We start from the raw sequence: 14846 nt of genomic DNA, 5'->3' as shown, positions 1-14846 counted from the left end.
CGGAACCTGCAGACTAATAACTATCGAAGAATTTGCGCAAATCGCCTGTTTATCGAGGCGACAGATCGATAGGCTACGTAGACGGCGCCCGAGCGGCTTTCCAACGGAATATGAGATGGGGAGCGCGATCAGTAAGTTTCGGCGCTGCCCGCGTTTCAAGCACTCAGATGTATTGGCTTGGATCGAAACGCGCGCATTGTGGTGATCGCACGATGATTGAGCGATTATTGCCCACCTGCAGACAATTTACTATCGCCACACAACTGATTTAATCGTGATAATATTAATTTATTTTCAAATATTCCGATATGAGATATCCAGGAGCTGGGAGGATATTCAATATCCGTACTAAGTTATCGTACTTTTGTACCGCCTTGCTTAATTGAGGTGCTGCAAGCTTGAAGAAGTGCGTCGGCACGCTGTTTAATTCGGTCCTCGTTGCTCCAGCCAGATTGAAAATCCGAAATCTCGAGGTTAAACGCAATCATTTGCTTCCGGACAAGGTCGTCTTCCGCCAATATAGATAATCCCCAATAATTTCTTCTAAAATTCTGAATAGCATTGCGTCGAGCCGCCGGGCTATCGGAAATTACTATGGCTCCGACTAGATCGGCTATTTCACGATATGAGTCTAACCTATTAGTCCAAAGTTTTCTCTTGAATTCTATAGAATCTCTCTCCAAATTTAGTCGATGCTCTACTTGAAGTCGTTGAGATTCAGCGTGCTGGAATTGCCAAAACCCAATTAATAACCCGCACACGCTAATGATCTGCGCTGTAATTCCCAGTATTACACCAGAACCAATCTCCCGCTTCATCGCTACCTCCGAAGAGTGAAAATTCTATCTTCTGTCTGGGTGGAGCGGTCTATGGCTCGAGACCTTAGGCGAAGTCGTCTTTCAGAACCGATGTTCTGCAATGAAATAATATAGAGTTTATCGTCAATTCTCAATATCGGATCAATACTATCTAGATTTTGTAATTTCCAAGAGTGTGTAGTGTGACGTAATGTTCCATTAACGCACTCATTGATATTTAATACGCCGCGCGGCATGAAAATATATTCCATGCCGACGGCGCAATCATCCTTCCCTCCCCTAAGCATAACCACATCTTCCAGGACCCACCGATTTCCACGGGATCCAGAAATTTGCCCGCCGTCAATTTTGTTAACAGCCTCTGCTTGAATTTGGCATGAAGAGGTTACAATAAATATAGTCAGAAAAGATGATAATAACACATGTCTCATTTCGCCCTCACTGCGTACATGTAGGGTAATATGGCAACGAAGAGATCAATATGGTGTCAATGTTAATTCAGCTCTTTCCATACCTATTCGAGCTCGTTCGTCATGATTATCATTGCTTCCGAAAAAGATCTGACCACTTATTTCGGATGGTGATATCCCCTTTGATTCTAAATATTCCTTAATCACTCTGAATCGTAATTCGCCAATCTCTTCCGAAATTGGACGGGTCCTATTCAATAGAACATACACATCGATGCCGATCCTACTTCGATGTACGAGGTGTTCTGTAATGGCGGCGTTAATTATACGTTTTTCTTCGTCACTAATATGGTACGATTCAGGATCTACGTCTGTGATCGACTGATCGTAGTCATAAAAGATAATATAAGGACCTCTGTTGGGGTGGGTGCCTGTCTGCGCAAAAATTGCGCTTGACGGCCCTAACGCCATTATAAATGCTGCTATGCAAAGCCCCAGTGCTTTACAAAAACAGCTAGGCTGCGGAATATGCTTTTCCATTATTTTCATTTTGATTCAGTGCTCAAGAGGTCCGCGCTATACGGCACCTTATTCATTATCATTTTCGTTGGATATGCACAAGTTACGCGGGCGCAGAGTGTACCTGTGCACGTTTACTCGAATGCCGATCCCTCCCGCGGTTTCCCAAATCTGGATGATGTGGATCGGATTTTGGCTGATCCGAACATTGATCGCGCTGGCTTTGAGCGTGCTCTAGCTTTATTAGAGGCAGCGGAAAAAAAATTTCCAGGAGTGAGGTCAATAGAATGGAAATATAGATCATTAATTGATATTAGGAGCAACAATAAAGATGATTTAAATGTAAGTATAAATCTAGGTCTTGCCGAAAATCTTATTGATCAAAATCGATTTGAGGAGTCTCTTGAATTTCTGAACGAAGCTCAAAGGACTATAACGACTATTCCTGGTGTCGAGCCAGATACGATTTTAGCAGTTGGGTTTGCATTCGCAACAGCATATCGAGGGCTTGGTGATGCGGAAGCAATGATGCAATCGTTGGGCCGGGTCGCAGTATATTCGCACGCGTCTCCCGGAGTGGAGGCCCGATGGCAGTATCTTTCTACGGTTGCAGCGCTGAAATTACATTCCCGAAACTTATCTCCAGATACATTGGCGAAATGGTGTAGTCATCTCGTCGAAACAGTATCTATGCCTGTGTTGCTCGCGGAAGGTGTTGATCGGCAGGGAAATCGCTTCGAGGTGTCGAGCTGCTGGAAGTTGGTTGCGATTGCCTATGCCACTTCCGGGGGTGATCAAGAAACTCTTGGCATCGAGCAGCGCGATGTTACTCTGGAGGGTTTATTAAGGATTGGCGCGAAGTTGAATTCAGATAAAATATCTACATTTAATAAGTTCATTCTCCCTGAAGATGATTCTGTAGTATTTTTGATTTCCCCTACGCAAGAATTTCCGGGGGTAGCTATTTCTATTTTTCAATCTTCCATATTTTTTGATGTTATAGATTCGAATGAAAAGAAGTTAACTGAATTAATTGAATTAATGCGGAAAAAATTGGATCCCAAGGGGTTTTCGATTGGTCCTATGTCGGACGTGGGCGGGCGCGGTTTGTCTGAATGCGAAGTTGGTCGCAAAATATATGATTTGGTCATGAAGCGGTCTGTAGATCATCTTAAGATTGAGGCGGGGCGAAGTACCATTAAATTTGTCGCCGAGGATTATTTGTCTGCTATACCCTTCGCCGTTCTTAACAACCGGGACGTCCAGCCGAATGATATACCTCAGTCGTCGGGTTGCCATCGCTTCATAGAAGATTTCGCCATATCGCAATCCCGGAGCCTGGGTGAGGCCTTGGCGGAGACTAGAACTGCTTCCTCGTCTAGGTTGGTAGGCACGATTTACGCCTTCATCGATCCGAATTTTAAAGTTGCCATGAGTCCATTTTACACGGAGCGGCATCAAGAGGTGGGCGACGAAATTAATTCGCTTCCGGATTTGCCGTTTACGAAATTTGAGGGTGATGAAGCGGCGAAAGCGCTTGTTGGCTGGAAATATAAAGCATATCCAGGACAAGAGGCGTCTGAGAGGAATTTTTTGAATCTTGGCATGAACGGGAGAGTGCGATCTGGCGATATTGTTTTAGTGGCTAGCCACAGCATTCTGCCGGGAGAATTTCTCTCTCTGGACGATCAGGCGCTAGTCTTGTCTTATCCAATGTCTCCGGAAGAGGACGGGTTGGTCTCGGCGCTTGAAATCCAAGATTTAAAATTTAGGGGAGCTTGGATTATTTTGTCAAATTGCAACAGTGCGGCTCCAGGTATTCTTGATAATGCTCCATTTTCCGGTTTGGTGGGCGCTTTTTTCCGTGCTGGTGCCGATTCAGTTCTAGCCAGTCAATGGCGCGTTCGTGACGATGTTACCGCGTCTATTGTGTCATCGATGCTAAAGCATTGGTGGCAAGGCGATTTGTCTAAATCGCGCGCGCTCCGTCTTGCGATGCTAGAGCAGTTATACCGGCCACTTTCTCCTGATTCTCATTCTGGAGAACAGCTGGCTTTTTCTTGGGGAGCACTTGCCTTGGTGGGGGACGATAAATAAAGTTTGTTAATGATCGTCTGTATTTTGATCTAGCACTACTTTGGCAGAATATTGCTAGATGGTTTAAGCAGCGCGCCTCCGCAATGAGGGCAATGGCTTGGCGGAGAGCGCGGTAAGCGATCAAGGATGGCTTGGCGAACTGCTGGCAGACTGGGCTGAGGTGGCGGCCCGGAGACTCTTTTTTTTCCGGCCCGCCTGAGCGAGCCTTCGTGTTTGTAGAAACGCGTACGCCATCATTGTCATGAGCGCGTGTCGATGCAGCCCCGTCCATGACCTTCCCTCGAAGTGATCGAGGCCAAGTTCTTCCTTGAGTTGCTGATGGGCCTGTTCGCAAACCCAGCGTGCCTTGATCGCGCCTGCTAGCTCGCGGATCGAGGTTCCTGCGGGCAGATTGGAGAGGTAGTATTTGCGTTCGCCGTTCGAACGACGCTCGCCCACCAGCCAAACCTCTTCGCCGGGCATATGCTGGGCTCCTGCAGAGCCAATCCGCTGGGGGGCGCCATCGGCGATGCGCATGCGCATGGCGGCGAAGCGGGCGCTCAGCCTCCCCTTCGTTCCCCGCCTCCAACTGACCTGTCGCCATTTCGCATCCTCGAGCATGGCATGGGCCGCTCGGGATTTGACATCAGGCACGTGCCGGACACGTGGCCGGCCCCGCGTCGCTACCGGGAAAATCAATTGCACATCGGCTGGATAGACCTTCTGGTGCCGGGGAATACCGACCGCCCAGCATAGATCCCGGGCGGTGAGTGCCTGCCGGAACGACGCCGAGAGCCCATAGCCGGCATCGGCCAAGACGCAGCCGAAGCGAACGCCAGCAGCGATTGCGCGGTCGATTTCCTCCACAGCGATCTCGGGCTTTGTGCGGTAGCTCTGCAAAGGCTCAGGCACGCCAGCTTTGGTCATCCGCGCCACATCGCCGGTCCAGCTTTCCGGCAGGAACAGGCGCAGGCTCAGCATGATGGGTACTTCGCCCGATGCGAGCGTTACCGAAACCATCGTCTGACAATTCGCATTCTTGCCGAGCACCGTTGCATATTGCGGGGCGACACCGACCGAAGCTTTGCCCTTCTTGGGCAAGGCCGTATCGTCGATGATCAGCCACGCCTTGTTGCCGCCGACCAATTGATCTGCCTGGCTCCACAAGGTCGCTTCCAGCGGGGCGCTGTCCCACAGGCCGGCCCCGATGAAATGATGCAGTCGGTCATAAGGGATGGCATCAGTTCGAGCTGCCATGGGCTGAATGCTCTTGCGATCGCCAGGCCCAATCAAGCCGGCAATATAGGCCGGGCACATCCGCCGCCGCGTCTTGTTGGCCAGACTTCCCAGATATGGCTCAAGCCAACGCTCCAGATCTGCTTGCCAGCCCTCGTCCATCGCCAGCCTCCATAAAAGCTGGCTCCTCATGAATCACGCATTCAACGCCGAGGAAATCCCAAAAATCAAAATTCTGCCAAAGTAGTGCTAGGTCGTAGACTCATAAGCACGGAGCCACAGGCGCATGGAGGCGAGTTGGACCATAGCCAGGAAGTTCTCGGCCAACTTTTCGTATCGGGTAGCGACCCGGCGGAAGTGCTTCAGCTTAGAGAAGAAGCGCTCGATCAGGTTCCGCTCGCGATAGAGCCATGTGCTGAAGTAAGGTTTCGACCGCCGGTTGGCCTTGGGCGGAATATTGGCGAACGCGCCTCTGTCGCGGAGCGATGCGCGGATGCGGTTGGCATCGTAGGCTTTGTCTGCGAGCACAATCGTTCCAGCACCAACATGATCAAGCAGATCGTCAGCCGCCCGCCCGTCATGGTCTTGCCCGGCAGTCAGGGTCAGTCGGATCGGGAGGCCTTGCCCGTCGACGACCGCGTGGATTTTGGTCGTAAGGCCTCCTCGGGATCGACCGAGACAATGATCTCGATCCCCCTTTTTGCCGTTGCGGCCTGTTGGTGGGCGCGAACGGAAGTGCTGTCGATCATCTGAATGTCGCCGTCGTGGGCGGCGGTGATGGCATCCATCATCCGATCCCACACCCCAGCCTTTCGCCATCGCGCAAAGCGGTTGTAGCAGGTGGTGCGTGGGCCATAGCGCTCCGGCAGGTCTCGCCACGGCGCACCGGATCGCAGCACCCAAAAGATGCCGTTCAGCACGCGGCGGTCATCGACGCGAGGGACACCGCGCGGCTTGTTGGGCAACAGCGGTTCGATCACGCGCCACTCAAAGTCGGTCAGGTCATATTGGCTCATGCCACGCCTGAATCAGATTTCGACGGAATAAGAAAGCTCAAGCCAATGGCGCTTGTCGCTATGCCGCTCGGCTGAGCAGATCTGCAACGATCTGCCCCAAAACCGAGACGGACGTAGCAGATGGGACCGCCATATCCGGCTCCGGCTCAAAGCCCTCTTTGCTACCCAAATTGCGATAGGGGGTGACTTTCAGCAAACTCCCGTCGCTAAAGACGGTGACATGCTTGGACAATTTCATAAACGTGGGCCACGAACCAACCCCGGCGGCCGTCAGCAATGGCTTGTCAATACGTGCATCGGGCGACGGTGTGAGGACGCCTTCCTGCGAGCGTTCCAAAGCCTGTTCGATGGCGCGGCCCAACTCATCATGCGAAGGCTGGCTGAAGCAAGCCACATGCGCGTCGTCGATCCAGAACCCAGCCTTCGTCTTGTGCGACGCCGTCACAAACAATCGCCCCTTGCGCTCATAGATTGCAGCCAGCTTCTTCATGCCTGCACTTTGCGCTCGAGGGGCGCCTGTCCACAAGGGGCCACTGGTCTACCGTCCTCATTTATGGGTTCACAGCCTAAAATATTACAAAATGCAATTAATTTTCGCATAGAATTGTCTATGAGATTAGGGGTGACGAAAAACATTTTGCATGACAGGATTTTAGTAAAAGCACGGCGTTTTAATGTTTATTAAAAAGTTACAATTTATAAATTCGTGTTTTATTGTTTTTCCATAGCCGTTTGTTTTACGAAATTACAGGTATTGATCTTATGAGGTCCGCGGGATCGCCCGGAATGGTTCCTCAGCCAAGCCTCAAATCAGGAGCATGTAGGCCGCGAGGATTGCGCCGCAGATGATGGGTTTCTAGGTCACGCGAGTCAGGCGTCATCGCGCTTTTGACGATGTCGGCGCGGCTGACCTGATAAACATTGGCGATGTCGGTGCGGTTTCCCACGCTGGCGACCAACCCGGAGAGATCGTCCAGTTGCTGGGCGATGACGTGGATGACTTCACCTTCCTTCTGGACCTGTCCTCGCACACCCATCATCGAGGCGCCGAGCACTGTGCGCCGGTGCTTTTCAAAGACTTTGGTCCAGACGACGAGGTTGGCGACATCGGTCTCGTCCTCGAGGGTAATGAACATGACGCCCTTGGCCGATCCGGGCCTTTGTCGAAGCAGAACCAGTCCGGCGAGATTGACCCAGCGGCCATCCTTAATGTCGCGTAGATCGGCACAGGTAATCATTTTTCGAGAGATCAACTCGTCCCGCAGGAAGCTGAGGGGGTGCGCCCGCAAGGATAAGCCAACGGCGCGATAGTCCTCGACGACTTCCTCGCCGTCTCCCATTTGGGGCAAGGCGACTTCCGGCTCGACCGCCTCGGGCCGGAGCTTGCCAGCGCGCTCGTCGGCGGCCGCAAACAAGGGGAGGGCTGGGGCGCCAAGGCCCTTTACCTCCCATAACCCTTTCCGACGCGACAGCTTTAGCGAACCGAAACCGCCGGCTTGGCCGATCCGGTCCAGTGCGCGTCCGCTGACCCCGGCGCGCCGCTGAATTTCCTCGACGCTGTCGTAGGGTTCGTTGCCTCGGGCCAGGACAATCGCAGCACCGTCCTCATTTCGCAGTTCACGGGCATAGCGAAGGCCCATGCGCACTGCGAGATAAGGGCCGCTGGAAAGTTCAAGAGAGCAATCCCAGCGACTGTGATTCACATCGATTGGACGAACCTCGACGCCGTGCTTGCGGGCGTCTCCTACGATCTGGGCAGGGGCGTAGAAGCCCATGGGCTGCGCGTTGAGCAATGCGGCGCAGAATACATCGGGATGATGGCATTTTTCATCCACGACGAGGCGTAGGCGATGAGGGCGAACGAAGCCGCATGGCTCTCCGGAAAGCCGTAGCTGCCGAAGCCCTCGATTTGCTTGAAGGCTTGCTCTGCGAAGTCACGCTGGTAGCCGCGCGCGATCATCCCATCGATCAGCTTGTCCCGAAAATGCGAGACGCCGCCTGTCAGCTTGAAAGTCGCCATCGCCCGGCGCAGCAGGTCGGCCTCCGAGGCCGTAAAGCCGGCACACTCGATCGCGACCCGCATGGCCTGTTCCTGGAATAGAGGCACGCCCAGCGTCTTTTCCAGCACGCCCTTGAGCTCGTCGGTCGGGAAAGTGATGGGCTCTTTGCCTTCGCGGCGTCGCAAATAGGGATGGACCATGTCGCCCTGGATCGGTCCGGGCCGCACGATCGCGACCTGCACGACGAGGTCATAGAACTTCCTGGGTTTGATGCGCGGCAGCATTGCCATCTGCGCGCGGGATTCGATCTGAAACACGCCAAGTGTGTCGGCCTTGCGAATCATCGCGAACGTCGCCGGATCGTCGTGGGGAATGCCGGCGAGGTCCATGGCGATGCCTTTGTCCTCTTCCAGCAGGGCAAAGGCGCGGCGCATGCAGCCCAGCATGCCAAGACCCAGGACATCGACCTTCATGAAGCCGAGGGCATCGATGTCGTCTTTGTCCCATTCGATGATTTGCCGGTTGGCCATCGCTGCGGGCTCGATTGGAACCAGCTCGTCAAGCCGGCCAAGCGTAAGCACGAACCCTCCGGGATGCTGCGATGTGTGGCGAGGCGTATTGATGAGTATGCGCGCCAGTTCCAAGGTCAGCGTCAGGCGGCGGTCCGTCATGTCGAGGTTGAGTTCCTCGGCATGGCGCTCCTCAACACCCTCGCGGCTCCAACCCCAGACTTTCCTGGCAAGACCCGAGACCACGTCCTCGGTCAGACCCAGCGCCTTGCCAACCTCGCGTACAGCACCCCGGGCGCGGAAGCGCGAGACAACTGCGGTGAGCGCCGACCGCTCACGCCCGTACGTCTCGTAAATCCATTGGATCACTTCCTCGCGGCGTTCGTGTTCGAAATCGACGTCGATGTCGGGCGGCTCACGCCGTTCTGCCGAGACGAAGCGCTCGAACAGCAGCTCGGACTTTACGGGATCGATCGAAGTGATCCCGAGCACGAAGCAAACGGCCGAGTTAGCCGCGCTTCCGCGCCCCTGACAGAGGATACCCTTGGAGCGCGCGAAGGCGACGATCGAGTGTACGGTGAGGAAATAGGGCGCATAGGCCAGTTCGCCGATGAGGCGGAGTTCGTGCTCCAGCTGACGTCGAACATTGCCCGGCGTGCCGTCCGGGTAGCGCTCGGGAGCCTTGGTCCAGGTCAGCCGCTCCAGTTCCTGCTGCGGTGTGAGGCCGCTTTCGCCGATCTCGTCGGGGTAGGTGTAGGTCAGCTGCCCTAGGTCGAAGGAGCAGGCGCGGGCGATCTCGACACTGCGGGCAACCGGGGTGATGTCGCCGAGGTAGCGAGCGAACAGCCGCTCCAATTCCGCGGCAGCCTTGAGATGCCGATCGGCAAAACGCTCACGCCTGCGGCCCAGCGTGTCGACTGTGCACTTCTCCCGGATGCAGCTCACGACATCCAGCAGTATGCGCCGATCGGGCGCGTGGTAGAGCACGTCGCCGGTGGCCACTGTGGGAACCCCTGCGGCAGCCGCCATAGCCGCAAGGTCGCGCAGGCGAATCGCGTCGCGCGGGCGGCGCCGGATCGAGAGGGCCAGATAAGAGCGTGAGCCAAACACGCGAGTGAGCCGGGCCAGCGCTTCCTCGGTCGCGGCGTCCGCGCGGTCGGGGACAAGGATCGCAATCGGACCTTCGGACCAGTCCTCAAGATCCGACCAATAGAGATGGCATCCGCCCTTGCCGGCACGGCCTTTGCCTATGCTGAGCAGGCGGCATAGCCGCGAATAGGCGTCGCGGTCGGACGGGTAGACCAACAGTGAGGTACCGCAGACCAGATCGAGCCGGCATCCGACGATGGATCGGACGCCTGTAACCTTCTGCCCGTCCCAGGCGCGTACTGCGCCACCCAGCGTATTGCGGTCGGTGATGCCGAGTGCGGGCAAGGCCAGCAAACTCGCGGCAGAGAAGAGTTCCTCGGGGCTCGACGCACCGCGCAGGAACGAAAAATGGGTTGTGACCTGCAGCTCGACATACCGGGCATGTTCGAGGGGATCGTCATCTCCGCCAGCAGAATGGCCATGCTGGTTCATGCGAAGGCGCCATGAATGAACCAGCGCATCGGGCCGGTGGCACTGCGCTCGCCATCGCCCAATCGAAATATCCAGTAGCGTCCGCCTGTCGCTGTCTCGACCTGAAAGTAATCACGCACCGTATAGGGCGTGTCCGCTTCATGCCCGCCTTCACGGCACCATTCGCCGTGCAGCCGTTCCGGGCCATCGGCCTGGGCAACCCGGTGCCGCTTCCCGCGCCAGATGAACATGGCCGGGGGATGGTCGGGCAGCATTGCCATGACTTCGACTGGCTCTGGCGGGATGATCATCCGCGACGGCCGCGGCAAATCGTCGTCCCAGCTAGTGCCTTGGGTTGCGGAGAGCGCCGGCACATCCTCGACCTCGCGCTCGGGCATGGCGCTCTCACGGGGCTGCGTACGGAACAGGCGTCGACGGCCAAATCTGTTCGCCAGCGTATCGACGATCGCAGAAATGTCCGGTCCTCGGCGTTCTCCGGAAAGGATGGAACCGAGCTGCGAGGCCGCCAACGGCTGAACGAGCGAGGCCACGAGAGTCATCGCTTCCACACCCAGTCCGGGATCGACCTCACCCAGCTTCTGCGACAGTAATCTGCCGATGTGACGCGGATCGCGGACCGGGCTGGCCGTCCCTATCCGAATCGCCTGACTGTGGCCGTCGACTCGCTGAAAATAGAGATCGAGCGTGCGCGCACCGATTCCCTCCCGTACCATGAGCGCGGTAATGTCGTCGGCAAGGTCGTCGATTACATGCACGAAGGCCTCGGCAGTGCCGATCGGTTCCAGCAATCCGCGACGCGCACGTGGAAGCTCGACGGGAAACACCGGTTCGATCGGCTCGGAGATCTGCCCAAGTGCCTGGTCGAGGCGTTTGTAGAGCTGGCGACCGAAGCGCTTGGCGAGCGGCGCGCGCGGTGCCGCGATTAACTGCTCCACCCGCTCGAAGCCCATGCGGCGCAGTTCCTCCGACACGCCCGGCTCGATCCGTAATGCCGAGACGGGAAGGATGGAAAGCGCGGCGCGCGCGCCGCCTGGCTCGATGACGCTGGGACGACCGGAGGGAACGAGGCGCGCGACGGCATGGGCGCAGCCGGCAGTATCCGCTACTGCAGCCTGGCAAGCCATGCCAGAGGCAGCAATGCGCCGCATCATGTCCTTGAGCATCGGCTTCTCGCCGTCGAAACGGTGAGCGCAGCCCGTAACGTCTATCCAGATGCCGTCAGGCGGATCGGCAGCGACGACCGGCGAGTACCGGCGTCCTGCCCATAGCGCCAGACGGCGCAATCCTTCGAGATACTCCTCGTGGGCAGCGTCCGCAACTTCCAGTCCGGCCACCAATGCTCGCGCTCTTGTCACTGTCATGCCCGGGAACACGCCGAGCCGCCGTGCAGCCGCGTCAACGGCGGCAATTACACGCCGGCCGTGATCGGGATGAGCCGTGACGAGGGGAGCGGCTTCGCCTTCAGGCGGCCTCCCGGCCTTGCGCCGGATGCGATCCGTCGGCCAAGGTCGGCAGGTATAGCGAGACGACCCTGCGCATCGCATCCCTCCAAAATCCAGAGTTTCGGTTCTACGCCGCGAACGCGTTCCAGCGCGACCTGCCAGCGGGGACGGGCGAGGCTCGGAATGCCGAGTCGCTCGCTGGGTGCCGCCTTGATCCGCCAGCGGGTCATCGCGGCGGTCCCATCGGCTACAGCATCAGCCGGTAAGCCCCGGCGAAACACGAATGCCGGAACGCCCGATTCCTCGGCTGCAAGCTGCAAGCGGCGTGACGCGGTGAGGGACAGTTTCCTTAGCTCGCCAACAACGCCGCCAAGACCGGGTTGGCGCAAGCACTCCTCCATGGCGATCAGCACATTCGTGTCGCTGCCCGCCTCGATGAAGATGACGCGGTCCGGATGAAGTCCGGCAAAGTGGAGGGCCGGCGCGAACAAGTCGCGCCAGTGCATGCACCAGAACACAGTGCCTTCCATCCGCGCGAGAATTCCGGCGAGAAAGACGGTCGCTGCCGCGTCGTCGGCCAGTTCGCGGCTGCCCGCCACTTCGTGGAGCGCGCCAGTTGCAAGGCCGCCGTCGGGGAGGCTCTGGTCGATGGCGTCAATTTGGAAGGGCAGGGCAGGATGCCGCGAGGAGACGCCCTCGATCTGCGCAATGCGCTCACGCAGTTCGTGGAGGACGGTGGAATTGGCCATGGCACGGTTGAGACTCGGACAGGAGGAATTATGTTCCCTATATGTTCGCTCTTTTCCGACCTCAGAGTCAACGCAAGTTGGAGTTCCGAATTTTCTGTCTGGGGTAAAGCCGGTGTATGGGAGGTGCAGAACTCGAACGCGGCGGCACGGAGCCCACGATGTGTAATTTGTACACGCAGCGCCTCAATCCAGCTGATATCGCAGCGCATTTCGGGGTCTCGGCGATCCCCAATTCCAATGCTGACGGCGAAACCTTTCCTGGAAAACCCGGAATGGTGGTTCGGGAAGAAAATGGTTCGCGCCTGATGCAGACGATGACGTTGGGCTTTCCGCTTCGCCTCAAATCAATGGCGCCCACTTCCAAACCCATTCCGGTCAACAATATCGCGGAACTCCCCAAGAACATGTGGGTCGGTCTGGCACGCAAGCCGCAGTGGCGCTGCCTTATCCCGCTGACCGGATTTGCCGAAGCGGAAGGGCAGAAGGGCAAGAGGACCCGAACCTGGTTTAACATCAGGGGACAGGAGGTTTTTGCCTGGGGCGGGCTCTGGCGCGAAAGCGACGAATGGGGGCAGGTCTATTCGGGCGCCATGACCGACTGCAACGAGGCAATCCGGCCCGTGCATGATCGCATGCCCGTGCTCCTCCTGCCGAATGAATACGAGACCTGGCTCCGCGGCAGCTTCGAGGATCTGATGGCCTTTCAGGAGCGCAAGTTCCCCGATGAGTTGGTCGAGATGGTGCGCACGGACGAGTTGTGGTCGGCCAGGAAGGCGCCGGCTTCGCCGGAGAGCACGTTGCTTTGATGCGCAGCCGACCACGTGCGACTCGCGGAAACTTCGCCGGATATTCTGGCGCGGGGAGCAGCATTGCCAGATGGGCATCGTCGCGCCCCGCGCCAGCTTTGTGAGCACTAAGCCGGTGGCTTGATTGGTCCTTCAGGGATTTCGAGCAATCGCGCGACGCCGCTCTGGTGGGCAATCTCGACGATTTCGGACTCCCACTTCAGGAACCAGGCGGCTTTCTCCTCCTCGAGTTCATAGCCGTCATAGATGCGCTCCATCCCCACTTTCAGGTGGTTGAGCATTGCTTCGGCAGTCTCGTAATCGACCTTGAGGCGCTTGGTATTGCTGCGGGCAGTCCGCCTGAAATCGTGCGGCACGAAATGATCGATTTCGCGTCCCGCAATCTGGGCCATCAAGGCAAGCGCGCGCTTCTTTGCAGGATACCAGCCGTTCGTGCGGGGGCCCGCGATGCGGGGAGAGGGAAATACCCATTCCCCTTCCGACGAGATCAGATGGCGGCCCCACGGACCCAACTGGATCGAATGCGGAGCACTGTTCTTCGATCGTGCTGCGGGGATCGTCCATACGCCGTTCTCGATCTCGTCCGATCGCGCGCGGATAACTTCGGAGAATCGGGCGGCGGTCAGAAGCCAGAGCAGCATGCCTCGCCGGAAATCGCGTTCCTCCTCCTTTGCCACCGCTTCCAGGAGCCACCCAATTTCTTCGAGGCTGAGCTTTCGGCTCCGGGGTGTTTCAGGAAATCGCAGATCGGCGAGCCGGCGCGAAGGATCGACCTCGAGGCCGACGATAAGCCCGCGCAGGCTGGCGGCCCAACCGAAGAACACCTTGAGTTCGGCCGCTAGCCGGTTGGCCCGCACCTTGGCGGTACGGCCTTTCGCCAGCACCAGATTGATCAGATCCCTTTCCGTTACCGCGTAGATCGACTTCTTTGCGAGGCGGGGCGCGATGTCGCAGCGATAGATGTAGAGCTTGTCCTGAATCGTGCGTGGCTTGTTTTTGCGCTTTGACCGGGAGCCGCGACCTTCGCGGGTGGCTTCCATGTAAAGTTCGTGCGCGCGGGCGACCGTCATCGAATCGCGCGTATCGGCGAGTCGTCTCGCTTCACGCGGGTCGATCCCCACTTCAATCTCGTCATTGAGCCCCTTGGCCCAGTTGCGGGCATCGGCGATGGTATGTGCGGGGTAGGTGCCGAGGCGCATGCGGACGAGCTCTCCATCTCCCGAGATGCGGCGCGCGTAGCGCCATACCTTTTTGCCGCTTGGCAGCACTTCGAGGCTCAAACCCGGATACAAGGGGTCCCTTATTGAACCCTTGTTCAGCGTGTCGAGCGATGCAGGTGAAAAGGCGATTTTCCGTGTCATTTACCGACTCCGTGGCCGGCCCCGAATCGCAAAAAATCATGATACAAATCGTGATACAAACGCCGTCTAAACCGGTCTTGCCGAGGCAAACCGGGTCTAGCTGGTGGGCAAGAGCCCTTCACGATTTTTAGTAAATTGATCAATGAGATCTGGCCGAATCATGAGGATTCGGCTGGCTGGGGCGGCAGGATTCGAACCTGCGAATGCCGGTACCAAAAACCGGTGCCTTACCACTTGGCGACGCCCCAGCAGGGAATGCGCGCTTAGCGGCTAATGTCGGTGCTGAAAAGGGCTTTTGGGAGAAGTTTTCCGCAGGCTCGTGC

The 14846-nt window shown here is 57.1% G+C and carries 9 protein-coding genes, 1 tRNA gene and 2 pseudogenes; 2 read left to right on the top strand and 10 right to left on the bottom strand.

The window, feature by feature from the left end:
• Positions 1–353 precede the first annotated feature (353 nt).
• Together EDF56_RS22825 and EDF56_RS22820 are read right to left on the bottom strand one after the other, a co-directional pair.
• Positions 354–818 carry a hypothetical protein gene (locus tag EDF56_RS22825; protein ID WP_132391910.1) on the bottom strand — a complete coding sequence of 155 codons (465 nt, stop codon included), beginning with the start codon at positions 816–818 and terminating at the stop codon, positions 354–356.
• Positions 819–1294: 476 nt separating this feature from the next.
• Positions 1295–1777: a hypothetical protein gene (locus tag EDF56_RS22820; protein WP_165912337.1), complete on the bottom strand. Its 483-nt coding sequence runs from the start codon at positions 1775–1777 to the stop codon at positions 1295–1297.
• Between EDF56_RS22820 and EDF56_RS22815 the strand changes: the two genes are divergently transcribed.
• Positions 1757–3844, top strand: coding sequence for a CHAT domain-containing protein (locus tag EDF56_RS22815; RefSeq protein WP_132391906.1), 2088 nt, complete (start codon positions 1757–1759; stop codon positions 3842–3844). The two genes, EDF56_RS22820 and EDF56_RS22815, sit on opposite strands and share 21 nt — an antisense overlap.
• 120 nt (positions 3845–3964) lie before the next feature.
• On the opposite strand, the gene EDF56_RS22810 is transcribed toward EDF56_RS22815, so the two are convergent.
• The 6 genes and pseudogenes from EDF56_RS22810 to EDF56_RS22785 all read right to left on the bottom strand — a co-directional run bounded on the left by EDF56_RS22810 (position 3965) and on the right by EDF56_RS22785 (position 12356).
• Positions 3965–5221: an IS701 family transposase gene (locus EDF56_RS22810; RefSeq protein WP_132391904.1), complete on the bottom strand. Its 1257-nt coding sequence runs from the start codon at positions 5219–5221 to the stop codon at positions 3965–3967.
• Between the two features lie 87 nt (positions 5222–5308).
• Positions 5309–6075, bottom strand: a pseudogene (locus EDF56_RS22805) (IS5 family transposase).
• Positions 6076–6133: 58 nt separating this feature from the next.
• Complete coding sequence (locus tag EDF56_RS22800) at positions 6134–6565, bottom strand: hypothetical protein (RefSeq protein ID WP_132391901.1); 432 nt, start codon at positions 6563–6565, stop codon at positions 6134–6136.
• A 304-nt stretch (positions 6566–6869) separates the two neighbouring features.
• Positions 6870–10165: pseudogene (locus EDF56_RS22795) on the bottom strand (error-prone DNA polymerase).
• Positions 10162–11574 carry a DNA polymerase Y family protein gene (locus EDF56_RS22790; protein WP_243652800.1) on the bottom strand — a complete coding sequence of 471 codons (1413 nt, stop codon included), beginning with the start codon at positions 11572–11574 and terminating at the stop codon, positions 10162–10164. The pseudogene EDF56_RS22795 and the gene EDF56_RS22790 overlap by 4 nt, the downstream one beginning before the upstream one ends.
• Positions 11574–12356: a damage-inducible mutagenesis protein gene (locus EDF56_RS22785; RefSeq protein WP_243652796.1), complete on the bottom strand. Its 783-nt coding sequence runs from the start codon at positions 12354–12356 to the stop codon at positions 11574–11576. Before EDF56_RS22785 ends, EDF56_RS22790 begins: the two co-directional genes overlap by 1 nt.
• Before the next feature lie 158 nt (positions 12357–12514).
• Here EDF56_RS22785 and EDF56_RS22780 point away from each other — a divergent pair, with 158 nt between their 5' ends.
• The gene (locus EDF56_RS22780) at positions 12515–13162 is read left to right on the top strand and encodes an SOS response-associated peptidase family protein (protein ID WP_132391897.1); all 648 of its coding nucleotides are present in this window, start codon (positions 12515–12517) and stop codon (positions 13160–13162) included.
• 107 nt (positions 13163–13269) lie between these two features.
• Here the strand turns inward: EDF56_RS22780 and EDF56_RS22775 are convergent, their stop codons facing one another.
• Positions 13270–14523 carry an integrase family protein gene (locus EDF56_RS22775; protein ID WP_132391895.1) on the bottom strand — a complete coding sequence of 418 codons (1254 nt, stop codon included), beginning with the start codon at positions 14521–14523 and terminating at the stop codon, positions 13270–13272.
• A gap of 173 nt (positions 14524–14696) precedes the next feature.
• A tRNA-Gln gene (locus EDF56_RS22770) sits at positions 14697–14771 on the bottom strand.
• Positions 14772–14846: the final 75 nt, after the last annotated feature.

This window comes from Novosphingobium sp. PhB165 (assembly GCF_004341845.1).
GTDB lineage: Bacteria > Pseudomonadota > Alphaproteobacteria > Sphingomonadales > Sphingomonadaceae > Novosphingobium.
This window is presented reverse-complemented; position numbering and strand designations above follow the sequence as displayed.

Coding starts and splice junctions, on each gene's coding strand:
- EDF56_RS22820 (WP_165912337.1), bottom strand. CDS start 1,777: ATGAAAATAATGGAAAAGCATATTCCGCAGCCTAGCTGTTTTTGTAAA.
- EDF56_RS22825 (WP_132391910.1), bottom strand. CDS start 818: ATGAAGCGGGAGATTGGTTCTGGTGTAATACTGGGAATTACAGCGCAG.
- EDF56_RS22780 (WP_132391897.1), top strand. CDS start 12,515: ATGTGTAATTTGTACACGCAGCGCCTCAATCCAGCTGATATCGCAGCG.
- EDF56_RS22785 (WP_243652796.1), bottom strand. CDS start 12,356: ATGGCCAATTCCACCGTCCTCCACGAACTGCGTGAGCGCATTGCGCAG.
- EDF56_RS22810 (WP_132391904.1), bottom strand. CDS start 5,221: ATGGACGAGGGCTGGCAAGCAGATCTGGAGCGTTGGCTTGAGCCATAT.
- EDF56_RS22775 (WP_132391895.1), bottom strand. CDS start 14,523: ATGACACGGAAAATCGCCTTTTCACCTGCATCGCTCGACACGCTGAAC.
- EDF56_RS22815 (WP_132391906.1), top strand. CDS start 1,757: ATGCTTTTCCATTATTTTCATTTTGATTCAGTGCTCAAGAGGTCCGCG.
- EDF56_RS22800 (WP_132391901.1), bottom strand. CDS start 6,565: ATGAAGAAGCTGGCTGCAATCTATGAGCGCAAGGGGCGATTGTTTGTG.